Source organism: Sphingobium sp. B11D3D, assembly GCF_025961755.1.
Classification (GTDB): Bacteria; Pseudomonadota; Alphaproteobacteria; order Sphingomonadales; family Sphingomonadaceae; genus Sphingobium.
On the sequence record NZ_JAOQOG010000001.1, the window covers coordinates 2,783,522 to 2,805,545 of the forward strand.

The 22,024-nt window shown below is 68.2% G+C and carries 26 protein-coding genes; 18 read left to right on the plus strand and 8 right to left on the minus strand.

Going from position 1 to position 22,024, the window contains the following annotated elements:
• Window positions 1-44 precede the first annotated feature (44 nt).
• Window positions 45-1,136, minus strand: coding sequence for a hypothetical protein (locus M2334_RS13140; RefSeq protein WP_264594979.1), 1,092 nt, complete (start codon window positions 1,134-1,136; stop codon window positions 45-47).
• A complete protein-coding gene (locus M2334_RS13145) occupies window positions 1,133-2,530 on the minus strand; it encodes a glycosyl transferase family protein (protein WP_264594980.1) in 1,398 nt (465 codons plus the stop codon). The genes M2334_RS13140 and M2334_RS13145 overlap by 4 nt, the downstream gene beginning before the upstream one ends.
• 224 nt (window positions 2,531-2,754) lie before the next feature.
• Here M2334_RS13145 and M2334_RS13150 point away from each other — a divergent pair, with 224 nt between their 5' ends.
• The 8 genes from M2334_RS13150 to M2334_RS13185 all read left to right on the plus strand — a co-directional run bounded on the left by M2334_RS13150 (window position 2,755) and on the right by M2334_RS13185 (window position 8,653).
• Complete coding sequence (locus tag M2334_RS13150; protein ID WP_264594981.1) at window positions 2,755-3,405, plus strand: nicotinate-nucleotide adenylyltransferase; 651 nt, start codon at window positions 2,755-2,757, stop codon at window positions 3,403-3,405.
• Between the two features lie 20 nt (window positions 3,406-3,425).
• Window positions 3,426-3,827, plus strand: a complete 402-nt coding sequence (gene rsfS / locus M2334_RS13155; protein ID WP_181561330.1) for a ribosome silencing factor — start codon at window positions 3,426-3,428, stop codon at window positions 3,825-3,827.
• Between the two features lie 29 nt (window positions 3,828-3,856).
• Entirely contained in the window at window positions 3,857-4,282 is a 426-nt protein-coding gene (locus M2334_RS13160) for a 23S rRNA (pseudouridine(1915)-N(3))-methyltransferase RlmH (RefSeq protein ID WP_264594982.1), read from the plus strand.
• 6 nt (window positions 4,283-4,288) lie between these two features.
• The gene (locus M2334_RS13165) at window positions 4,289-5,566 is read left to right on the plus strand and encodes a murein hydrolase activator EnvC family protein (RefSeq protein ID WP_264605657.1); all 1,278 of its coding nucleotides are present in this window, start codon (window positions 4,289-4,291) and stop codon (window positions 5,564-5,566) included.
• Window positions 5,567-5,674: 108 nt separating this feature from the next.
• Window positions 5,675-7,024, plus strand: coding sequence for a S41 family peptidase (locus M2334_RS13170; RefSeq protein WP_264576390.1), 1,350 nt, complete (start codon window positions 5,675-5,677; stop codon window positions 7,022-7,024).
• An 8-nt stretch (window positions 7,025-7,032) separates the two neighbouring features.
• Window positions 7,033-7,524, plus strand: a complete 492-nt coding sequence (locus M2334_RS13175) for a disulfide bond formation protein B (RefSeq protein ID WP_264605658.1) — start codon at window positions 7,033-7,035, stop codon at window positions 7,522-7,524.
• Entirely contained in the window at window positions 7,521-8,072 is a 552-nt protein-coding gene (locus M2334_RS13180; RefSeq protein WP_264584427.1) for a demethoxyubiquinone hydroxylase family protein, read from the plus strand. The genes M2334_RS13175 and M2334_RS13180 overlap by 4 nt, the downstream gene beginning before the upstream one ends.
• A 14-nt stretch (window positions 8,073-8,086) precedes the next feature.
• A complete protein-coding gene (locus M2334_RS13185) occupies window positions 8,087-8,653 on the plus strand; it encodes a hypothetical protein (RefSeq protein WP_264569633.1) in 567 nt (188 codons plus the stop codon).
• Between the two features lie 12 nt (window positions 8,654-8,665).
• Here the strand turns inward: M2334_RS13185 and M2334_RS13190 are convergent, their stop codons facing one another.
• Window positions 8,666-9,217, minus strand: a complete 552-nt coding sequence (locus tag M2334_RS13190) for a DUF2141 domain-containing protein (protein ID WP_264584425.1) — start codon at window positions 9,215-9,217, stop codon at window positions 8,666-8,668.
• Window positions 9,214-9,999 carry a sterol desaturase family protein gene (locus tag M2334_RS13195; protein ID WP_264569631.1) on the minus strand — a complete coding sequence of 262 codons (786 nt, stop codon included), beginning with the start codon at window positions 9,997-9,999 and terminating at the stop codon, window positions 9,214-9,216. The genes M2334_RS13190 and M2334_RS13195 overlap by 4 nt, the downstream gene beginning before the upstream one ends.
• A 176-nt stretch (window positions 10,000-10,175) precedes the next feature.
• Here M2334_RS13195 and crtY point away from each other — a divergent pair, with 176 nt between their 5' ends.
• From crtY to M2334_RS13220, 5 genes are read left to right on the plus strand one after another with little or no spacing between them, the layout of a single operon-like run.
• On the plus strand, window positions 10,176-11,339 hold the full coding sequence (crtY, locus tag M2334_RS13200) for a lycopene beta-cyclase CrtY (RefSeq protein ID WP_264605659.1): 1,164 nt from the start codon (window positions 10,176-10,178) through the stop codon (window positions 11,337-11,339).
• Window positions 11,336-12,814 (plus strand): phytoene desaturase, encoded by a 1,479-nt coding sequence (locus tag M2334_RS13205; protein ID WP_264605660.1) that lies wholly within the window; start codon window positions 11,336-11,338, stop codon window positions 12,812-12,814. The genes crtY and M2334_RS13205 overlap by 4 nt, the downstream gene beginning before the upstream one ends.
• Window positions 12,811-13,401 carry a TIGR00730 family Rossman fold protein gene (locus M2334_RS13210; RefSeq protein ID WP_181558905.1) on the plus strand — a complete coding sequence of 197 codons (591 nt, stop codon included), beginning with the start codon at window positions 12,811-12,813 and terminating at the stop codon, window positions 13,399-13,401. The genes M2334_RS13205 and M2334_RS13210 overlap by 4 nt, the downstream gene beginning before the upstream one ends.
• An 8-nt stretch (window positions 13,402-13,409) precedes the next feature.
• The gene (locus tag M2334_RS13215; protein WP_264605661.1) at window positions 13,410-14,378 is read left to right on the plus strand and encodes a phytoene/squalene synthase family protein; all 969 of its coding nucleotides are present in this window, start codon (window positions 13,410-13,412) and stop codon (window positions 14,376-14,378) included.
• Between the two features lie 57 nt (window positions 14,379-14,435).
• A complete protein-coding gene (locus M2334_RS13220) occupies window positions 14,436-14,606 on the plus strand; it encodes a hypothetical protein (RefSeq protein ID WP_181558903.1) in 171 nt (56 codons plus the stop codon).
• Window positions 14,607-14,631: 25 nt separating this feature from the next.
• On the opposite strand, the gene M2334_RS13225 is transcribed toward M2334_RS13220, so the two are convergent.
• On the minus strand, window positions 14,632-15,456 hold the full coding sequence (locus tag M2334_RS13225; protein ID WP_264594989.1) for a 3'(2'),5'-bisphosphate nucleotidase CysQ: 825 nt from the start codon (window positions 15,454-15,456) through the stop codon (window positions 14,632-14,634).
• Entirely contained in the window at window positions 15,443-16,786 is a 1,344-nt protein-coding gene (locus M2334_RS13230; protein WP_264594990.1) for a TldD/PmbA family protein, read from the minus strand. The genes M2334_RS13225 and M2334_RS13230 overlap by 14 nt, the downstream gene beginning before the upstream one ends.
• 199 nt (window positions 16,787-16,985) lie before the next feature.
• On the opposite strand from M2334_RS13230, the gene M2334_RS13235 reads away from it, so the two are divergent.
• Window positions 16,986-17,498 carry a hemerythrin domain-containing protein gene (locus M2334_RS13235; RefSeq protein WP_181558900.1) on the plus strand — a complete coding sequence of 171 codons (513 nt, stop codon included), beginning with the start codon at window positions 16,986-16,988 and terminating at the stop codon, window positions 17,496-17,498.
• 33 nt (window positions 17,499-17,531) lie between these two features.
• On the plus strand, window positions 17,532-17,705 hold the full coding sequence (locus M2334_RS13240; RefSeq protein WP_264605662.1) for a hypothetical protein: 174 nt from the start codon (window positions 17,532-17,534) through the stop codon (window positions 17,703-17,705).
• Here M2334_RS13240 and nudC read toward each other — a convergent pair.
• Window positions 17,702-18,628: an NAD(+) diphosphatase gene (nudC, locus tag M2334_RS13245; protein WP_264605663.1), complete on the minus strand. Its 927-nt coding sequence runs from the start codon at window positions 18,626-18,628 to the stop codon at window positions 17,702-17,704. The genes M2334_RS13240 and nudC overlap by 4 nt on opposite strands.
• The gene (mutY, locus tag M2334_RS13250; RefSeq protein WP_264594993.1) at window positions 18,615-19,736 is read right to left on the minus strand and encodes an A/G-specific adenine glycosylase; all 1,122 of its coding nucleotides are present in this window, start codon (window positions 19,734-19,736) and stop codon (window positions 18,615-18,617) included. The genes nudC and mutY overlap by 14 nt, the downstream gene beginning before the upstream one ends.
• A 26-nt stretch (window positions 19,737-19,762) precedes the next feature.
• On the opposite strand from mutY, the gene M2334_RS13255 reads away from it, so the two are divergent.
• Genes M2334_RS13255 through M2334_RS13265 form a run of 3 tightly spaced genes read left to right on the plus strand, consistent with a single transcriptional unit; the run spans window position 19,763 to window position 21,940 of the window.
• Window positions 19,763-20,359, plus strand: a complete 597-nt coding sequence (locus M2334_RS13255; protein ID WP_413716448.1) for a DUF721 domain-containing protein — start codon at window positions 19,763-19,765, stop codon at window positions 20,357-20,359.
• 28 nt (window positions 20,360-20,387) lie between these two features.
• Window positions 20,388-21,143 carry a DsbA family protein gene (locus M2334_RS13260; RefSeq protein WP_264605664.1) on the plus strand — a complete coding sequence of 252 codons (756 nt, stop codon included), beginning with the start codon at window positions 20,388-20,390 and terminating at the stop codon, window positions 21,141-21,143.
• Between the two features lie 59 nt (window positions 21,144-21,202).
• Complete coding sequence (locus M2334_RS13265; protein ID WP_264605665.1) at window positions 21,203-21,940, plus strand: DsbA family protein; 738 nt, start codon at window positions 21,203-21,205, stop codon at window positions 21,938-21,940.
• Window positions 21,941-22,024: the final 84 nt, after the last annotated feature.

The window sequence follows — 22,024 nt, forward strand, 5'->3', positions numbered from 1 at the left end:
TAGTCGCAAAGCGCCCGATCAAAAAGGGGCTTGCCGCCCGATGCTCAAAAATCCGTCGCGAGGGTGATCGCAGGGCCGCTTGCCGGGCGTGCATTGCCCGCGATGCGGAAGCGCCATTCCGCCGAGAGGCTCAGCCCCGGCCGGGCCCATGGCAGCCGCGCGCGGAGTTGCGGCCCGATGTCCAGCCGCCGCGCACCGGGCTGGACGCTGCCGGAGAGCGCGCCACCGACTGCCAGTGCGAGCCCGCGTCCGGGCGGAAACAGCCGGTAAGAGAGCGCAGCCTTGCCGTCCGCAAAGCCATCGCTGCCGGGCAAGCCGACAAATCCGGCCTGTGCATAGCCGTCCGCCTCGACGCGCGGCAGAATCGCGGTCGTGTTCAGGCCGCCGGCCGCCAGCAGGGCGAACCCGTTGCGACCGCCTGTCCCGAGACGCTGGCGTCGCTCCACCATCAGCGAGACTGGCAAGGCAGCGGGCAGCCCGGCCGGGCGCCAGGCGAGGCCCAATGCTCCCTCCTCCGCGAACGGCCGTTCAATTGCGCGGCTGGCCCGTCCATAGAGGCTGAACACGCCCATCTCGCTGCTGCTGACGCGATAATCGAGCCGGACGCCCATTTGCGATCCGCCGAGCAGCGGCGCAAAGGCGCGCGACCCGCCGGCATCGGGGCGCCAGAACAGCCATGCCTGGCCGGACACGCGCCCGCTCTTGCGCGCTTCTCGCAGGGTGCCGATCGACGGCTCGCCAAGCACGGTCCCTTGCGAAGGCGTCGCTGCCGAAGCCGGCGCATTGCGCGGAGCGTCCGACCTTGGCTGTGGCATGTCCGTTCGAGGAGCCTGCGCCCAAAGCGCGACGGGCGTCCGGTATGACAGAACCGCATGGTGAGATCGTGCCGCCGTGCCTGCCGGTCGGCCGGCGACAGCGGGGGCATCGCCCGACAATCCCGCGCTGCGCTGCCCGTCGCTATGATCAGCCCGGACCCCGCCACTCGGCGCCTGCGCCGCAGGCAAGGCCGCAACGTCCGTCGCCCCGCGCTCGCCTCCCGCCATCACGGGCCAGCCCAGCATCACGCCGCGCGCGCAGACCCAGCAGCCCAGGACCGCGCCCAGGAACCGCAGCGGCCGCCCGCCACCCGCGCTCATGCCGAGACTCCCGTGGCCGCGTCAGGGAAGCGATGGCGCGTCTTGTCCCACACCAGCGCCCGCCCGCGCAGATGCCGCACGTAGATCGAAATGGCGCGCCCGGCGGCGAGAATGGCAACGATATTGCCAGTGATCGTGCGCGGCACGGAGAGGAGCGCTTGCCCCCAGCCATAGGCTCGCCAGACGAACAGCATGCGCATGATGAGCCGCCAGGCGAGCAGCACGGCCGTCGCGCGCATCAGCCAGGGCAAGGGCTCGGGCCAGGTCATCGGCGGCAGGCCCATCAGGCTGCGCGTGATGTGGATGAACAGGGCCAGCCCCAGCCCGGCATAAGCCGCGACCAGGACGATCGCTGCCAGCGCGGCGCGTCGATCGCGCAGACGCATCCAGCGCTCGCGCCAGGGGCCGGACCAGCCGAGCCGATCCCAGCCGGCCAAGGCGATCCCGACCGTCCAGCGCGCCTTTTGCCGAACGGCGGCGCCCCAGCTATCCGGGAAATACTCGCGCGTGGCGATCAGCTCGCCCCTGGCGTCGCGCATCCGCACCAATATGCCGCGCCCGCCGGCATCGCCAATGCGCAGGCCCAGCTCATAATCCTCGGTGAGGCTGGCCTCATCGAATGGGCGCCCGCCCCGCTCCATCGCCACGGCGGCGAGCGCATCGCGGCTGAAGCCGCAGCCGACGCCGGCCGACGGCATGGCTGCGCCCAGCGCTTCCCGCACCGTCAGCGAGGCGCCGTGCGCGACCGCGAATTCATCGAGATAATGGCCCGCAACCCATTGCGAGCGCGCCGATTTGAGCGGAAGGACCGGGAGCTGGACGAGCGCGAAGCGTGGCGCGAGATAGCCGATCACCCGCAGCGCATCGGGATGCACGACATCCTCGGCATCGTGCAGCACCACCGTGAGCACGCGGCGCTCCTGCTCGGCTTCCCAGCGTTGCATGGCGACCCACAGCTGGTTCAGGCAATCGGCCTTGGTGGTGGGACCGGGCCGATCATTGACCACCAAGGTCACGCGCCCGCCGCCCCGCTCGGTGATCAGCGTGCAGACCGCCCACAAGGTCGCCGGATCATTGGGATAAGCGCCGACAAAAATCTGCACATCCTCGCCGGCCCATTTGTCGAGGCAGCCGGTGAGCATGGGACGGATCACGTCCGACTCGTCCCAGGCAGGAATGAACACCGCGATCGGCCCCGCAGAGCCAGCGGGCGGCAAATCGCGTGACGTCATCCGCGCCACCCGGCTGTAGACGGTCAGCGACCGCCAGCCGCGCCGCGCCAGATAGATGAGGTCGATGGCCAGATCGTCCAGCCCACCGATGATAAGCCCCAAAGCTGCAAACAAGAGAAGCTCGCCGCACAGCAGCTCGCTCAAAGCGAGTGTCCCACCCATCTTCCCCCCCCCCGAGTCGACACCGCGTTCCCCCTGCGCTGCCGAGCGATTTATTGAGCATAATGAGGGACCTGGAGCAATGATGCTTTTCGCGGCGTTAACGTTTCCCCGGATCATCCTGGCCATTGCCGGTTTGACCTGATCCCGCCCGGCCTCTAGCGACAGGCCATGAGCTGTTGCGCGCCCGCCCCCGACCAGCCGCAGACCTGCGGGAGCCAGCCCGCATGACGCGGGGCAAGCGCGTGCCGGTCGGCTTGCTGGGTGGATCGTTCAACCCCGCCCATGGGGGCCACCGCGCCATCTCCTTGTTCGCGCACGCCGCACTGGGGCTGGATGAGGTCTGGTGGCTGGTCTCGCCGGGCAATCCGCTCAAGCCACCCGCCGGCATGGCACCGCTGAACGCGCGCGTGGGCAGCGGCAAGGCGGCCGCCCGCCGCGCGCCCATCCGCGTCACCGCCATCGAGCGGGAGACGCATACCCGCTACACGCTCGACACGCTGCGCCGGCTGACGCGCCGCTACCCGCACCGCCGGTTCATCTGGCTGATGGGCGAGGACAATCTGGCCCAGTTCCACCAGTGGAAAGGCTGGCGCGATATTGCGCGAACAACGGCCATTGCTGTTATCGCCCGACCCGGCTATAGTCGGGCGGCTGTAGGCTCACCGGCCATGGCCTGGTTGCGGCGTTTCGTCCGACCCGCCAGTCAGAGCAAAAGCTGGACGACATGGAGACTGCCGGCGCTCGTGCTTTTGCGCTTTCGCCCCGATCCCAGATCAGCCACGCTGCTTCGGCAGAAGGCGCCTCTTTGGCACCGTAGCTTTGCTGATGTTGCGCCGATCGACGGCGTGACCGGTCGCCGCATCCCACAGGAGTGACATTGCCCGACCCGTTACCCATGCCCGCCCGTCCTGCCCCCGCTGGAGGACTGTCCCAACCCGGCATCGATGCATCCTCGGATCGCCTCCTGGCGATCGTTCTGGAATCGCTGGACGATGATCAGGCGCAGGAAGTCGTGAGCATTCCGCTTGCCGGCAAGAGCAGCATTGCCGATCACATCGTGATCGCGTCGGGTCGTTCGTCCCGGCAGGTGGCCGCCATTGCCCAGAAGCTGGCCGAGCGGATCAAGCAGACGATGGGCCGCAATGTCCGCATCGAAGGCCTGCCCGTCGCCGACTGGGTGCTGATCGACGCGGGCGACGTCGTCGTGCATGTCTTCCGCCCGGAGGTCCGCAGCTTCTACAATCTCGAGCGCATGTGGGGCTTCTCGGACGCACCGCTGGCCGCCGGCGAGGCCTGATCCTTATTTAAGCGTACCCCGGGGGCCGAATGCTGCTGCACATCGTCGCACGGGGACGCATCGGCCGCTCGCCAGAGGCCGATCTCGTCGAGCGCTATCTCAAGCGTGTGACGCTGCCCGCCAAGGTCACCGAACTGCCGGATCGTGGCGGCAAGGCGCCGCCGCCCCTGCCCGCCCAGTCGGTCATGGTGATGCTCGATGAAACCGGCAAGCAGCTGACCTCCATGGCCTTTGCCGAGCAGATCGGCCGCTGGCGGGACGACGGCGTGCGCGAATGCCGCTTCATGATCGGCGCGGCGGACGGGTTTGAGACCGCAGACCGGGCCAGCGCTGACCTTCTGATCGCCTTCGGGGCAATGACCTGGCCGCACATGATGGCGCGGGCGATGCTGGCCGAACAGCTCTGGCGCGCCACCAGCATCCTCGCCAACCACCCCTATCACCGGGAGGGATGAGGCGTGGTGGCGGCCAGCTGGACCCGACTGCCCCGGCCGCCGGCACTGCGGCCGTCCCTGCCCGTCATGCTGGCCACCGCTGCCCTGCTCATCACCGCCATCGCGGCACCGCTGGCTCTCTCTGCCCAGCGCAATCCGGCGCCGCAGGCCGCGCAGGCGGAGATCGCCCGACAGCAGGCCGCCCTGGCTCGCGCCCGCGCGCAGGGCGAGGAAGCCCGCAAGCGTGGCGAAGCCCTGGAAGCCCGCGCCCGCGCCTCCTCCGCCGCAGCCGACAAAACCCGCAACGAAATTGCGGCGCTCGCCGCCCGCATCCAGCAGAGCGAGGCAGATCTGCGCGCGGGCGAGGCGCGCATGGCGATCATCATCACGCGCCAGCGCGAGCAGCGGCGCCAGCTCGCCACCCGCCAGCAACCGATCGTCCGACTGACCGCCGCCCTGCAGCAACTGGCCCGGCGCTCGCCGGTGCTCGCACTGGTCGCGCCCGGCACGATCAGCGAGGCGGTGCATCGCCGCATCGCGCTCGCGCAGATATTGCCGACCATCACCGCCTCCACGCAGGATCTGCGGGGCGCCATTGCGCGCAGTGCCGATCTGCAGCGCAGCGCGCAGGCGGCGGCGCAGTCCCTCGTCCGCACCCGCGCCGGGCTGAAAACGCAGCAGGCCGCGCTCAGCACGCTTGAGCAGCGCCAGCGCGGCGCTTCCCGGCAGTTGCGCGCGGAGGCCAGCCTGCAGACCGAGCGCGCTCTCGCCATGGGCGAGCAGGCCCGTGATATCAGCGATCTGATGGACCGGATCGGCGATGCGGCGCAGGTGCAGGAGGCGTTGCTGCGCCTGCCCGGCCCGATGCCCCGGCCGGCCCGTCCGCAAAACAGCGCCGCCCCAGCGCCCGAGCGGCCGAGCGTCGCCGCAGGCCAGACCCCGGCGCCACCCTACCGCCTGCCCGCGATCGGCGACATCGTCACCGGCTTCGGGGAATTGAGCGCAGGCGGCGTGCGCGCGCGGGGCATCACCATGGCGACCGCAGCCGGGGCCGCGGTCATCGCGCCCGCAGCGGGGCGAGTCGCCTTTGCCGGGCCGTTTCGCGGCTATGGCAAGATCGTCATTCTGGAGCATCGCGGCGGCTGGACGAGCCTGCTGGCCGGGCTGGACCGGTTGAGCGTGGCGCCGGGAGATACCCTGCGCCAAGGCGACCCGGTCGGCGCGACCGGCAGCGACCCGGCCCGCCTCATCATCGAGCTGCGCCAGCAGGACCGCGCTGTCGATATTGCTTCCCTTGTCCGCTAGCCCCGTTCAGCAGCGCGTAACGCTATCTTCGCTACGCTGGCGTGCGACCTAGGCAGAACCGTTGTTCCTGCTATAGGTCAGGACAGCATTTTTGTCGAAAGCGTCTCCATGGCCAATGCCCGCCGCACCCTGTTTCTCCGTTCCGCCGCGATCCTGGGCGCCATCGCGCTCATTCCCGCGTCGACCTCTGCCGTTACGGAGACCGAGGGCGAGACTTACAAACAGCTCGATCTGTTCATGGACGTGTTCCAGCGGGTGCGCGCCAATTATGTCGAGCAGGTCGATGATGCGACGCTGATCAAGGGCGCCATCGAGGGGATGCTCTCCAGCCTCGATCCGCACAGCGCCTATCTGGACGTCCGCTCCTTCGAGAATTTGCGCACCCAGACCGAGGGCAGCTATGGCGGCCTCGGCCTCTCCGTCACGATGGACGAAGGCGTGGTGAAGGTGATCGCGCCGACCGACGACACCCCCGCCGCGCGCGCGGGCATCAAGGCCGGCGACTATATCACGCATATCGACGGCAAGCTGATTTATGGCGGCACGCTCGACGAAGCGGTCGAGAAGATGCGCGGTGCGCCGAATACCAAGGTGAAGCTCACCATCGCCCGCGAAGGCCGCACCGAGCCGTTCGACGTGGAACTGACGCGCGCGATCATCGATATCAAGCCGGTCAAATGGCAGGTGAAGGGCGATGTCGGCGTCATCAAGATCGTCAGCTTCTCCGCCGATACCGGCGCGGACGTGCAGAGCGCCATTCGCGGCATCGACAAGTCGCTCGGCCACAAGCCGATCGGCTATGTGCTGGACCTGCGCTCCAACCCCGGCGGGCTGCTGGATGAAGCCGTGCGCGTCTCCGACGCCTTCCTCGAGCGCGGCGAGATCGTCTCGCAGCGCGGCCGCCAGCGCGGCGACACCCGGCCTTATTATGCCCGGCCCGGCGATGATGCGCAGGGCCTGCCCGTCGTCGTGCTGATCGATGCGGGGTCGGCTTCCGCCTCCGAGATTGTGGCTGGCGCCCTGCAGGACCAGAAGCGCGCGCTCATCATGGGCGAGCGCAGCTTCGGCAAGGGCAGCGTGCAGACGCTGCTGCCGCTCTCGCAGGATACGGCCCTGCGGCTCACCACCGCGCGCTATTACACGCCATCGGGCCGCTCGGTGCAGGAAGGCGGCATCGAGCCGGACATTCTGGTGCCGCAGCTCTCCGACCCCGATTACGCCAAGCGGCCGAAATATCGCGAAAGCGACCTGCGCCGTCACCTCATCAACGAGGCCAAGCTGGATCGCTCGGAGCTGGAGGCGGACAGCAACCCCGATCCCCGCTTCACCGCGACGGCGGAGGATCTCAAGAAGCAGGGCGTTGAGGACTTCCAGCTCCATTACGCGCTGCAGACTCTCGGCCGCCTGAACGGAACGCCGCAAATGGCGGCAGCCCCGACGACGAAGGCACGGCGGTAAGCAGACCGATGTCGCGTGACACCTCCCTGTCGCTCGCCCGGTTCGTGGCGGTGATGCTGCCGACCCTGCTGCTGGGCGGCGCGCTGCTCTCGCAGCATGTCGGCGGGCTGTTCCCGTGCGAAATGTGCATGTGGCAGCGCTGGCCGCATCTGGGCGCGATCATCGCCGCGCTCGCCGCGATTGCCCTGCGCCGCACCGCGCCGATGAGCGCGATGTTCACCATGCTCGCGGCGCTGGCCATCGCGACCAGCGGTGCCATCGGCGCATTTCACGCCGGTGTCGAATATGGCTGGTGGCAGGGCCTGACCAGCTGCACCGCGACTATGGACACGTCTTCGGGCCAGTCGATGCTGGATTCGATCATGTCGGCCACGCTGGTGCGCTGCGATGTCGCGCCCTGGTCGATGTTCGGCATTTCGCTCGCCGGCTACAACGCGATCCTCTCGCTGGGCGGCGCACTGCTGATCCTCATTCTGGTTCTCAAATGGAGCCGGTCATGACCGACAGCACACGCGTCTCGCCCCGTCCCGGCCAGCGTCGTGCGGACCGCGCCTCGATGTTGCGGGTCGATCAGGCCGGCGAATATGGCGCGGTGCGGATTTATGCCGGGCAGCTCGCCGTGCTGGGCGACCGTCATCCGATCAGCCGCGAGATTGCCGGTATGGCGGCGCAGGAAGAGCGGCACCGCGCGCATTTCGACGCGATGATGGTGGAACGCGGCGTGCGCCCCACGCTGATGCAGCCCTTCTGGCATGTCGCCGGCTTTGCGCTCGGCGCTGCAACCGCGCTCATCGGCCCGCGCGCGGCGATGGCCTGCACCGCCGCCATCGAGACCGAGATCGACGATCATTACGGGCAGCAGCTCAAGGAGATCGGCGAGGATGACCCGGCGCTGACCGAAGCGATCACGGACTTCCAGGCCGAAGAAGTCGAGCATCGCGATGCCGCGATTGCCCATGGCGCAGAATCCGCGCCTGCCTATCCCTTGCTTTTCGGGGCAATCCGGCTTGGCTGCCGCGCTGCCATTGCCCTCTCGAAGCGGATTTAAGAAGGAACCTGTCGATGCGTGCCCTCGTCCTTGCACTCCCCCTCAGCCTCGCTCTTGCGGTCCCTGCCTTCGCGCAGGCCGCCCCGGCCGCTCCCGCTGCCGCCGCCGGGCCGGAGGATGTCGCGAAGGTGAAGCAGGTGTTCGTCTATGGCGAAGACCCGTGCCCGGCGAGCGAGGGCGACGAGATCGTCGTCTGTGCGCGGATGCCCGACAATGATCGCTACCGCATCCCCAAGGAACTGCGCACCGATCCCAACAGCCCGGCCGTGCAAAGCTGGGCCAATCGCGCCCGCTCGATCGAATATGTCGGCGCGTCTGGGACCGACAGTTGCTCGCCCACCGGCTCGGCTGGCTTCACCGGCTGCTTCACACAGATCGCGCGTGCGGCGCGCGAGGAGCGCCAGAAAATGCTCGGTTCCGGCACCTGGGCCGATGCCGTCGCCAAGGCGCGCGAGGAGCGGCTCGGCAATCTCGATGCGGAATCCGCACAGATCGAAGCACAGGCCAAGGCCGATGAGGAGGCCGCGCGGCTCAAGGCGCAGCGTGAGGCGCAGCAGCAGGGCCCGACCGTTACGCCCTGATCGCGCGAGGCGTTACAGGAAATATTGCAGCTTCACCGCCGTCCGCTTCGCCGCGCCGGGGGTGACGGTGAGGACGACGGACTCAAAGCCCGGCGCGCCGAAGCGCAGCCGGGGGTTGCGCGAAAAGCCGACCCCCTCGCGCGGGATGCCCAGCATCGTGTCCAGCCGGCTGTTGCTGTTCTCATCGTGGAAGACGAGCAGCGCATAGTCGCCGGGCGGCACGCGTGCGAACAGAAGTTCGGCATGGTCGCCCGCCGCAACGCTGGCCGTGAGGGCGAGCGGGTCTTTCTCGCATTTGGGGAAATGGGAGCGGTCCTTGGTCAGGCAGGCGCGCAACATGCCGCGAGTGGAGCGCAAGCCCTCGAACCGCACGTCGATCTGGCCCGTGGCCGGTGCAAGGCCCGCCGCTGCCGGAACGACCGCATCGGCGGTGCGCACGGTGGCCGCGCCATCTTCACCCAGCGCCAGGGTTGGCGCGCCGAGCGAGAGCAGCAGGCCTGTCAGCATCAGCGGCCGTGCGACACGACGCGCCAGACCATGGTCGGCACCGTCAAAGAACATCATGCAGCATTATCCCTTGCCGGCGCGGGGTCATCATTGTGCGGCATGGCGGCGGAGCCTCCCGCCGGTGTCGGCGCGAACCGGGGAGACAGGCCGCGATCCGTGCCGCACAGCCGGTCCCACACGCGGAAATAGAGGCCGTAATTGCAGCGATACTGCTCATGATGCTTCTCATGGTGGGAAGCGGTGATCAGCCAGCGCCCGGCGGGGCCGTTCACCAGCCAGCGCGGGAACATCTCCCAGCCCATATGATTGGTGACGCCCATGACAGTCATCACCGTTAGCACCACCCCCAGTGCCGCAACATGAATGGGAATGACGAAGACGAGGAACGGAATGACGACCGCGCCGGTCACCGCCTCCCACGGATGGAAGCTCATCGCCGCCCAGGCCGTGGGCGGCCGGCTGGCGTGATGCACCGCATGGGCGACGCGAAACCAGGCCGGGCGGTGGAGCAGCCGGTGCGTCCAGTAGAACCACGTATCGTGCGCGGCGAGATAGAGCAGCACGGAGATCGGCAGATACCAGAGCGGGTAGGCATCGACATCGGTGTAGATCAGCGTCCAGCCGTGGCTCTGCCAGCCCCAGGCGACGATCCCCGCGGGCAGGCCAAAGATCAGCGCCGAAAGGAGCGACCAGCGGATTTCCGCGCCGATCTGCCGGCGCAGCCCGGCATAATGGCCGGGGCGTGTCATCCGGGTCGCCAGCGCGAACCCGCCACTGGAAAGCAGGTAACGCACCGCGATGATGCCGGACATCGCCAGAATGGACGCAAGGATCAGCATCGCGGGCTGCATGGCGATGCTATAGGGAGCCCCGCCTGAGAGGGAAACGATAATCGGTAAAGCGTTCGCGCCGGTCGCTCGCCAAGCGCAGAGATAAGTTCCCCCGCCCCTTCGGGCATCGTTCCCACATCACTGGCCGATAGCCAAGCGCCTCCCCCTCGGCTAGGGCTGCGCGGATGACAGGCGCACGACCTATCGATCTGGCCATTGTCGGCGGCGGCCTTGCCGGCAGCCTGATCGCGCTGGCCCTGCGCGCGCGGCGACCTGAGCTGCGCGTCGTGGTGATCGAGGAAGCCGCGCGGGCTGGCGGCAATCAGCTCTGGTCCTGCTTTGCCGAGGATGTCGCGTCCGCCGATCGCTGGCTGATCGAGCCGCTGATCGTGCATGGCTGGGGCGGCTATGACGTGCGCTTCCCGGGTCAGGTGAGGCGCCTGCCGAGCAGCTATGCGACGCTGACCAGCGAGCGGCTGGGGATGCGCCTGCACCGCGCCATGCCGGAGGGTGACCTGCTGTTCGACCGGGCGGCAACCGCGCTCACGCCGCACAGCGTCACACTGGCCGATGGACGCGTGATCGAGGCGCGCGGTGTCATCGACGCACGCGGGCCGGGCGACATGAGCGCGCTGGAGCTGGGCTACCAGAAATTCGTCGGGGCGAGCTGGCTGTGTCATACCCCCCACGGCCTTGCCGAGCCGATCATCATGGACGCGACCGTCGATCAGCAGGACGGCTATCGCTTCGTCTACACCCTGCCCCTCTCCCCCACCGAGCTGTTCATCGAAGACACTTATTATGCCGATGGCCCGACGCTGGATGAGCCCGTGCTCGCGGCGAGAATTGCGGCATATGCCCAGGCGCAGCGCTGGGAGGGCGCGGCGCGCGGCCATAGCGAGACCGGCGTGCTGCCCGTGTGCATGGGCGGCGATTTCGCGCGGCTGTGGGAGGCCGAATCCCCCGGCGTCGCCAAGGCCGGACTGCGCGGCGGCTTTTTCCACGCCCTCACCGGCTATTCGCTGCCGGATGCGGTGCGCAACGCGCTCGCCATCGCGGCGATGGACGATCTCTCCGGCCCGGCCCTGCATCAGGCGATGCGCGCGCGCGGCGCCGCGCACTGGCGGGGGCAGGCTTATTACCGGATGCTCTCACGGCTGCTCTTCCGCGCCGCCGAGCCGCAGGAGCGCTGGCGGGTGCTGGCGCGCTTCTACCGGCTTGACCCATCCCTCATCGCCCGCTTTTATGCGGGGCAGAGCACCCTTTTCGACAAGCTGCGCGTTCTGACCGGGAAGCCTCCTGTTCCCGTCAGCCGAGCCATTTCAGCCCTTGGAGCGACACGCGGATGAAGACAGCCATCGTCATCGGCGCCGGTTTTGCGGGCCTTGCCCTCGGCCTGCGCCTGCAATCGGCGGGCATCGCCACCACCATCGTCGAAGGGCGCGAACTGCCCGGCGGCCGCGCCTATATGTGGCAGAAGGAGGGCTTCACCTTCGATGCCGGGCCGACTGTCATCACCGACCCGGATTGCCTTGCCCAGCTCTGGCGCCTGACCGGCCACGACATGGCGCAGGACGTGACGCTGCTGCCGGTCAGCCCCTTCTACCGCCTGCACTGGCAGGACGGCACGACCTTCGATTATGGCAATGACGATGCCGCGCTCAACCGCGAGATCGCCAAGCTCGATCCCGCCGACATCGCCGGCTACCAGCGCTTCCTCGCCTACAGCGCCGAGGTCTATCGCGAGGGCTATGAGAAGCTGGGGCATGTCGCCTTCCTCGACTTCAAGTCGATGCTCAAGGCCGCGCCGGACCTCGCCCAGCATCAGGCGTGGCGCTCGGTCTATTCCATAGTTTCCAGCTTCGTGAAGAACGAGAAGCTGCGTCAGGCACTGAGCTTCCACACCCTGCTGGTCGGCGGCAATCCGATGACGACCAGCGCCATCTATGCGCTGATCCACAAGCTGGAGAAGCAGGGCGGCGTCTGGTTCGCCAAGGGCGGCACCCATGCGCTGGTGCGCGGCATGGTCACGCATTTCGAGCGGCTGGGCGGCACGCTGATCCTCGGCGATCCGGTCGCCAAGATCGAGACGGTGGGCGATCGCGCGACCGGCGTCGTGACCCGCTCGGGCCTGCATATCGAGGCCGATGCGGTGGCGAGCAACGCGGACATCATGCACAGCTATGCCGACCTGCTGGCTGACCATCCGCGCGGCCAGCGGCAGGGCGCCAAGCTGTTCCGCAAGCGCTGGAGCCCGAGCCTGTTCGTCGTCCACTTCGGCATCGAGGGGACTTGGCCCGGCATCCCGCACCACATGATCCTGTTCGGCCCGCGCTATAAGGAGCTGCTGACCGACATCTTCGACCATGGCGTGCTCTCGCAGGATTTCTCGCTATACCTGCATCACCCGACCGTCACCGACCCCGATCTGGCGCCGCCGGGCCACTCGACCTTCTATGCGCTGGCGCCGGTGCCGCATCAGGGCAAGCTGCCGGTGGACTGGAACGAGGTGGGGCCGATCCTCACCGGGCGCATTCTCGACGAGATCGAGCGCCGGCTGATCCCGGACATCCGCTCGCGCATCAAGGTCCAGTTCTCCTATGCACCGAGCGACTTCACCCATGATCTCAACGCGCATCTGGGCAGCGCCTTCAGCCTGGAGCCGCTGCTCACCCAGAGCGCCTGGTTCCGCACCCACAATCGCGATGATGTGATCAACAATCTCTACTTCGTCGGCGCCGGCACCCATCCGGGCGCCGGCATTCCCGGCGTCGTCGGCTCGGCCCGCGCGACGGCGGCTTTGATGCTCGAGGATCTGGCATGACATCGTTCAACCGGCTGGCGGTCTATTGCGGCTCCGCCACCCCACCCGACCCGATCTACATGGAGACGGCCCGCGCGGTCGGCGCCGGGCTGGCCCGGCGCGGCATCGGCGTCGTCTATGGCGGCGGCAAGGTCGGACTGATGGGCGCCATTGCGGACTCCGCGCTGGCGGCCGGCGGCGAGGTGATCGGTGTGATCCCCGAGGCGCTGGTGAATGCCGAGGTCGCCCATCGCGGCCTCACCGAACTGCACGTCGTGCCGGATATGCACAGCCGCAAGGCGTTGTTCACCACGCTTTCCGATGGGTTCGTGACCCTGCCGGGCGGCGTCGGCACGATGGACGAGCTGTGGGAAGCCGTGAGCTGGGCGCAGCTCGGTTATCATGACAAGCCGGTCGGACTGCTCAATACCGGCGGCTTCTACGATCAGCTGATCGGCTTCAATCGCCAGATGATCGAAACCGGCTTCATCCGCCCGCCCCACGCCAACATCCTCATCGCCCGCGAGACGCTGGACGACCTGCTGGACGCGATGGCCGCCTACACGCCCCATGAGACGATCTTCGCGATGAAGGTCGACCGGCTTTGAGAGGCTAAATGTCGGTCGAGCAACGCCCTGCCCTCGTCGGTCTTGCGCAGGAGAGCATTGCGCGCGGGTCGAAGAGTTTTCGCACGGCCTCGCGGCTGTTCGACCGGGAGACGCGCGAGCGGGCGTGGTTGCTCTATGGCTGGTGCCGGGCATGCGATGACATTGCCGACGGGCAGGATCATGGCGGGACCATGCAGGCGACCGGCGACCCCATGGCCCGGCTGGCCGACATCCGCGCGCGGACCGAGCGCGCTCTGGCGGGGCAGGCCGGGCTGGATGATCCCGCCTTTGCCGGCGGGGCGCTGGTGGCGGCGGAATGCAAGATTCCGCGCCGCTATATGGACGATCTCATCGAAGGCTTCGCGCTCGATGCGCAGGGCTGGCGACCGCAGACCGAGGACGATCTGCTGCGCTATTGCTACCATGTCGCCGGTGCGGTCGGCTGCATGATGGCCATTGTGATGGGTGTCGCGCCCGATGACGAGGCGACGCTGGACCGCGCCTGCGATCTGGGGCTGGCCTTCCAGCTCGCCAATATCTCCCGCGATGTGGCCGAGGATGCGGCAGGCGGGCGCTGCTATCTGCCCGCGGACTGGCTCATCGAGGCCGGCATCGACCCGACGGACCCGATGGCGGCGGAGCGGCGCCCGGCCCTCGCGGCGGTCACGGAGCGCGTGGCGGCGATGGCGGCGCGCTATGAAGACAGCGCCCGGCATGGCACCCCAAAGCTGCCGTTCCGCTCGGCATGGGCGGTGCTGGCTGCCGCGGGCATCTATGGCGGCATTGCCCGGAAGGTCGCCGCCGACCCGCAGGAGGCGCTGCGTCGGCGCCTGTTCACCAGCAAGGCGGAGAAGCTGGGTTGGCTGCTCCGCGCCGGCACGCAGGCTGGTCGGCGCACCAGCCTCTACCCCCCCGCGCCGCGTGATCCATCGCTGTGGAACCGGCCCCGCCAGAGCGCGCGCATTTCGGAGGCTTGATCCCGATCAATTTCTGCATGGGCGCGATCTGCTGAAGAGGCAGGCGGGAGGACATGCATGATTCCGTCACGTCACGCTTATTACCGCAACCGCGCCAACGAACATCGCCGTCTGGCGCAAGTCGCCGCGGAGCCCGCACAGCGCCTGATGCACGATCGTCTGGTCGAGGCCTATCTGGGTCTGGCGCGCGAATCGCGGCTGCGGCAGGTCGTCCGGCTCAAGGCCTGAGCGCAGCCGCGCCCAGACAAGCCGATCATCCCTGCTTGAGCAGCCTGAGCGCCCGCGCGCGCAGCCGGCCCAGGCCGGCATCGTGCAGGGCGGGAACGGCGCAGAGCATCCCCGTCACATAGGGGTCGGGCTTGTTGAAGATGATGGGTTCGCCCAGCGCATCGGTAACGCGGGCGCCGGCTTCCTGCGCGATGAGAGTCGCGGCCGCCAAATCCCATTCCGCGCCGCGTCGCAGGCCGGCTACCAGATCGGCTTCATTGGCCGCCACCATCGCCATGCGCAGCGCGATGCTGTTGGGCTTGGCGACCATGCGGTAGTCGATATCGATGCCGCCCAGATGATCGAGCGGCACGCGTGCGCCCGAGAGCGTGGCATGATCGCCCACGGCGAGCCGCTCGGGCTGTGCCCCCGTGCGCTCCCGCCAGGCACCGGCGCCGCGCACCGCCCACCAACGCTCGTTGCGCGCCGGTGCGGTCAGCACCGCGACAGTCGGAACGCCGTCCTCGACCAGTGCGACCGAGACCGCCCAGCCGGCCCGGCCCCGCACGAAATCGCGGGTGCCGTCGATGGGGTCGATGATCCACGCGCGCCGGGCCTCAGCGCGTCCGGGCGTCTCCGCGCTTTCCTCGGAGAGCCAGGCGGCGTCGGGCAGAAGCGCGCCAAGCTGTGTGCGCAGCAGCGCATCGGCGGCGAGATCGGCCTCGCTCACCGGCTCGCCGGGCCGCTTCTCCCAATGGCCGTGCATGGGCGCGCCGGCTTCCCAGAAACGCATGGCCATCTGGCCGGCAGCGTCGGCTATGGCCAGAATATCGGCCAGAAGATTCAGAGTGGGGGGCTCACTCCCCGGCAACGGTCATCCCGTCGATGCGCAGGGTGGGCACGTTGATGGCGCGGCGGAAGGTGAGATCGTTCGCAGCGATGATCCGCCCGAACATCTCCTTGAGATTGCCCGCGATGGTGATTTCAGACACGGCGTGGCTCACCGTGCCGTTCTCGATCAGGAAGCCGGAGGCGCCCCGACTGTAATCGCCGGTGACGCCGTTGACGCCCTGGCCAATCAGTTCGGTGATGAACACGCCGCGCTTCACGTCTGCGAACAGATCGCGCACGCTGGCCGTGCCGCCTTCCAGATGCACATTGCTCGCGCCGACCCCGGGCGAGCCACCGCCCCGCGTGGCATGGCCGGTGGGATCGAGCCCGAGTTGGCGGGCTGAGGCGCTGTCGAGCATCCAGCCGGTCAGCACGCCGTCATCAATGAGGCGCCGCCGCCCAGTTGGCAGTCCTTCGCCATCAAACGGGCGCGAGCGCAGGCCCCGCTCGCGCAGCGGATCGTCGATGACGCTCAGCCCCTCGGGCAGAATGCGCTGGCCGAGGCTGTCGAGCAGGAAGGTCGCCTTGCGGGTGACCGATGGCCCGGCGATGGCGCCGAGCAGATGCCCGATCAGGCTGTTACCCACGCGCGGATCGAAGATCACCGGCATCGTGCCGCTTGGCACCCGGCGCGCGTTGAGCCGCGAGACCGCGCGCGCGCCGGCGCGCTGGCCGATGCTGTCCGGCCCTTCCAGATCATCGAGATGCCGGGCGCTGTGGCTGGCAAAGTCCCGCTGCATCGCGGCGCCCTCACCCGCCAGCACGCTGGCGTAGAGCGAATGGCTGGTCCCGGCATAAGCGCCCGAAAAACCGTGGCTGGTGGCCAGCGCCGCCTGCGCGCGGGAGAAGCCCGCACCGGCGCCTTCGCTGTTGGTGACGCCCAGCACGCTGCGCGCCGAATCTTCCGCCGCCAGCGCCCTCTCGCGCAGTTGGGCCGGCGTCGGCTCCTCATCATCCTCGATATCGAGCGAGGGCAGCCGGCGCCGCATCAGCATCTGCTCGGGCGCGAGGCCCGCATAGGCATCTTCCGGCGCCTCGCGGGCCATGGCCACCGCGCGCTCGACCAGCGTTTCGAGCGTGCGGGGCGTCAGGTCCGATGAAGCGACGCTGGCCGAGCGTTGGCCGACAAACACGCGCAGGCCGAAATGCTCGGATTCGGATTGCTCGACATCCTCCAGCGCGCCCAGCCGCACCGTCACGCCGGACGAGGCATCGCAGCCATAGACGGCGTCGGCCGCATCCGCGCCCGCCTTGCGGGCCGCGGTGACCAGCGACCGGGCGCGATCGAGAGCTTCGTTAAGGCTGAGCATGAAAGACGCGGTCCGAATGATGTCTGATGAAAGGCCGCGCTTTAGCTCCCGCGGCGAGGCGACGCAATGCGGCTGCGTCAGGTGCCTTCCGACCAGTCGCTCCGCTTTGCGACGAACGGAGGACAGCAACATTTTTTATAGGGAACCACCAGGCCTCGCCGATCCTTTTGTTGATAACATCAACCCACAGGAGCATCTCATGGCGACTGAAACATTCACCGACGCGATTGCCCTGCTCAAAGCGGATCATCGCACGGTCGAGGATCTGTTCGAGAAGTTCGAAAAGGCCAATGCGGCCGGCCGCAAGGAATCGCTGGCCCGGGAAATCTGCACCGAACTCAAGATCCACACCATGCTGGAAGAGGAAATCTTCTATCCGGCCTTTCGCGGCAAGATCGAAGACGATCTCATGGATGAGGCCTATGTCGAGCATGACGGCGCGAAGGTGCTGATCAACGAAATCGAGGCCGGCTCTCCGCAGGAAGATTTCTACGATGCCAAGGTGAAGGTGCTCTCGGAAGAGATCGAGCACCACGTCAAGGAGGAGGAACAGCCCTCCAAGGGCATGTTCGCCCAGTGCCGCAAGACCGACGTCGACCTCGTCGAGTTGCGCGACCGGATGCTCGCCCGCAAGAAAGAGTTGCTGGCCCAGGCGAAGAGCGAAGGCCTGCCCCCGGCAGAGCCGCGCACGCTCAGCGTTTCGGCCGTCTGACCCGGACGAAACGGCATGTCGGCGGCGTTTTCATTGTTCGAACCTTCCGATAAGGACGCCGCCGCGCCGGCGCCGCACCCCAATGATGCCGAGCGCACCCGCCTCGGCATCATTTTGCCGCGCTTTGGCGGACTGGGCCGAGATGCGGCCTTGCGGCAGGCGCAGAGCGAGCAATCTGGTGACTGGATGCTGCGGCACCGCGATTAGGCGGCGGGCGGTTGTTCCGTCTGTCTGCTCTCCAACCAGTAGCGCAGCATGTGATGGGCGACCGCGATGGCGGATGGCGGCAGGAACCTAGCGCCCTCCTCCCCGGCCAGAGCGGCCCTGACATCATCAGTGCTCACCCAGATGGCCTCGGCGATTTCCTCCTCATCCAGCGTCAACGCGTCATCATCGGCCTGCGCGATGCAGGCGACCATGAGCTGGGAGGGGAACGGCCAAGGCTGACTGAACAGATAGTCGACCTGCCCGGTGCGCACGCCGCATTCTTCCCACAGCTCCCGCCGCACCGCTTCCTCGATGGTCTCGCCCGGCTCGACAAAGCCGGCCAGTGCGGAAAAGCGACCGGCAGGAAAGCGCGGATTGCGCCCGATGAGCACCTTGCCGCGATATTCCGCCAGCATGATGACCACCGGATCGGTGCGCGGAAAATGCTCCGCGCTGCACCGGCTGCACCGGCGCGCCCATCCGGCCTTGATCGGATGGGTATCGCCGCCGCAGCGTGCGCAGAAACGGTGGCGATCATGCCAGTCCACCAGGCTGCGCGCCGCCGCATAATGCGCGGCTTCGGCCATGGTGAGCTGCGGGATGATGTCCCACACTTTCGCGGGAAAGCTCGGGGGCTCGACGCTGTGCTCGACAAGCAGCGGGACGAAAACCGGCGTGCCGTCCTCGCGCAGCCCGAGCAGGGCGTGGTCGGCCAGCACAGCGCCGGGCGGCACCGGCTCGCTGGCGAGCGTGCCGTCCGGCTCGATCACCGGGTCCAGCCCATCGAGTTGCACGATGCGCGCGCGCGGATCGGCCCAGGCCCCGGCCAGCCGGTCGGGGTGCACGCGCAGCTGATCAGCGCGGTTGAGCGTGCCGCCGGTGAAGGTGATTGCCTGCCGCGCGGGCAGATCAGGCCGGGTCATGATGCGCATTCTCCTGCTCTCTGGCGTCCAGTGCCGCTTGCGCCGCCCGGGCAAAGACGGTGGGCAGCCCCGCATCGGCCAGCGTGTCGAGGGGCCACAATTGGCCCGGCCCCAGGGCGCTGGCAAGCACGGCGGGATCGGCCCCATTCTCGATCCGCAGCATGGCCACGCGCAGATCGAGCGCGAAATGGGTGAACACATGGCGCACCGGCTGGTTGAGTATCTGCCAGCTGCCCGCCAGAGGCGCATGCGGCAGAGCCTCTGGCGCTTCGCTCCAGTCGCTGGTCGGCAGCGCCAGCATTCCGCCGAGCAGGCCCTTGTCCGGCCGCCGGACCAGCCAGACAGCATTGCGGGTCTCGACCCACCAGGCGGTGCCGCTGCGCGTCGGGCGCGCCTTCTTCGCGGCCTTGAGCGGATAGCGGGCCGAATCGCCCGTTGCCCGCGCGGCACAAAGCTCCGAGAGCGGACAGGCGAGGCAGGCGGGATTGCGCGGGGTGCAGACCGTGGCGCCCAGATCCATCATGGCCTGCGCGAAATCGCCGGCATGAGCCTGCGGGGTGATGCGGTCAGCCAGCGCCCGCAGGATCGGCTTGGCCGCCGGCAGCGGCGTCTCCACCGCGAACAGCCGGCTCACCACCCGCTCGACATTGCCATCCACCACAACGGCGCGCTGCTCGAAGGCGATGGCGGCGACGGCCGCCGCCGTATAGGCGCCGACACCAGGCAGAGCGCGCAAGCCCGCCTCGTCCGAGGGGAAACGCCCGCCCAGCGCGCCTGCGACATAGCGCGCGCAGGCTAGCAGATTGCGGGCGCGGGCATAATAGCCAAGACCTGCCCAGGCGGCCATCAGATCGCCATCCTCCGCAGCCGCCAGCGCCTCGACCGTCGGCCAGCGCGCCAGAAAGCGCTCATAATAAGGCGCGACGGCCGCCACCGTCGTCTGCTGGAGCATGATTTCGGAGAGCCAGACGCGGTACGGGTCCGGCGGCGGCGCACCGGGCGGGCTGCGCCAGGGCAGTGCGCGCGCATGGCGGCGATAATGCGCGAGCAGCGCCGGAGCGACCGCCTCTTCCATCCCCCGCTTTGCGATTAATCCATCGACGGCCATGGCGTGCCTATGGCATGGACGCAGCCATGACAGAAGCCACCCCAGATGCGCAGGCGCCCACAAAGGCCAGCCGGGCCAAACGCCCGGCCGCGCGCAAGGCCAATGGGGCCGGCAAGGCCGAGATGCCGCCGCACGAACGCCCGCGAATCAACGCGCCCCGCGCGATTTCCGATCTCATGCCGGACATTGGCCGAGCCGCCTTCCGCAAGTTCGGCTTCATCCAGTCGAGCATCGTCACGCGCTGGGCCGAGATTGTCGGAAAGCGCTATGCGGAACTGACCAGCCCCGACTCGATCCGCTTCCCCACCGGCAAGCGCTCGGGGGGGACGCTGCAGCTGACGGTCGCCAGCGGCCATGCGCCGATGGTCCAGCATATCGTGCCGGAGATCATCGAGCGGGTGAACCGCTTCTTCGGCTATGAGGCCGTCTCCCGCGTCGCCATCAAGCAGGGCCAGGTCATCCCGCGTGAGCCGGTGCATCGCCCGCCGCCCACGATGCTGCGCCCGATCCCCCAGGAGCTGGGCGAGGGCCTGCGCGAAGTGAGCGACCCGGAACTGCGCACCGTGCTCGAATCGATGGCGCGCAGCTTCTCCAACCCTGTGCGCCCCCCCAAGATCAGCTAAGCCAAATTTCCACCACGGGACCATGCCCATGACCGTCATCTCGCCAGCTTCGTCCGTCTCCCGACAGATCGCCGCACTGGGTGCCCTGTGCCTTGCGGCGCTGACGCTTGCCCTCGCCCTGCTGCTGCCAGCCCCCGCCAGTGCGCAGCGCAGCGCGGCGCGCGACTGGAGCCAGACCGTAACGCTGGGTGCGAACGGCGCCTTCGTGGTCGGCAATCCGGCGGCGCCCACCAAGCTGGTCGAATATCTGAGCTACACCTGCTCGCATTGCGCGGATTTTCAGGCGACCGGAACGCCCGCGCTCAAGGCCCAGTGGATCCGGCGCGGCCTGGTCTCGCTGGAGCTGCGCAATTTCGTGCGCGATCCCTTCGACCTGACGGCGGCGCTGCTCGCGCGCTGCGGCGGCGCGACGCGGTTCGTTGGCAATCATGAAGCGATGTTCGCCGATTATCAGGCCTGGATGACTCGCGCGCAGAGCTTTGCCCAGGCGCAGGAAGGCAAGCCGCCGGCTGCCAATCGCGCCGCGCAGCTGACCGCCATTGCCGGGGGCACCGGGCTTGGCCCGCTCCTCGCCAAGCGCGGCCTGACGCCAGCGGCGCAGGGCAAATGCCTGGCCGACGAGGCGATGCTCAAGACCGTGCTCGGGCTGACCTCCAGCGCCGGCACGATCAAGGAATTCACCGGCACGCCCTTCTTCCTGCTCAACGGCAAACCGCTGGAGAATGTGCATACGTGGGAGGCGCTGCGCCCCCTGCTGCCGCCATTGCCCGCGTCCGGCAAGTGAGCTAGACCGGCCCGCACAGCCACTTTCCGTCCCCCCGATCGATGAGGCCCATCCGTCCCATGAAACCCCTTGCTACCGCCCCGCTCGCCCTCGCTCTGCTGGCTCTCGCCGCCTGCGGCTCTCAGGACAGCAACTCGAGCGCGCCCATCGGCAAGGTGGAGGGCAAGGCCGCCCCGGCGGGAACAACATGGGCGCAGCAGGTCGTCGCGACGCCCGAGGGCGGCATCCGCATGGGCAACCCGGATGCGCCGATCAAGATCATCGAGTTCGCATCCAACACCTGCCCGCACTGCGCGCACTTCTCCGAGGAATCCAAGGATGTGCTCGAGCGCGATTATGTGAACACGGGCAAGGTCAGCTTCGAGTTTCGCAACTTCGTGATGAACCCGCTCGACATCAGCATGGCGATGCTGGCCCGCTGCACCGGCCCGGAAGCCTTCTTCCCGCTGACCCACCAGTTCTTCGCCAATCAGCAGGCGATCATCGAGAAGCTGCAGTCCGCCGGCGAGGATGCGTATAAGAACGCGATGTCGGCCGCGCCGGATCAGCGCTTCCAGCGCATGGCCGAGGCTGCCGGGCTGATCGAGTTCGCCATGGAGCGCGGTGTGCCAGAGGCCAAGGCCCGCCAGTGCCTGGCCGACCCCAAGACGGCCGAAACGCTCGCCGCCAATGTGGAGCGCGATACGGCGCAATATTCCATCACCGGCACGCCGAGCTTCATCATGAACGGCAGCAAGCTCGACAATGTGTCGACCTGGCCGCAGCTCGTCGAGCAGCTGAAGAACGCAGGCGCCTGATTGGCGAGGCTGGGGGGCCATAGCATCGGAGCGGGCGTCGGACGGCGCACCGCCTCGCAGGCTGGGTCAGTCCGGCTGGGCCGC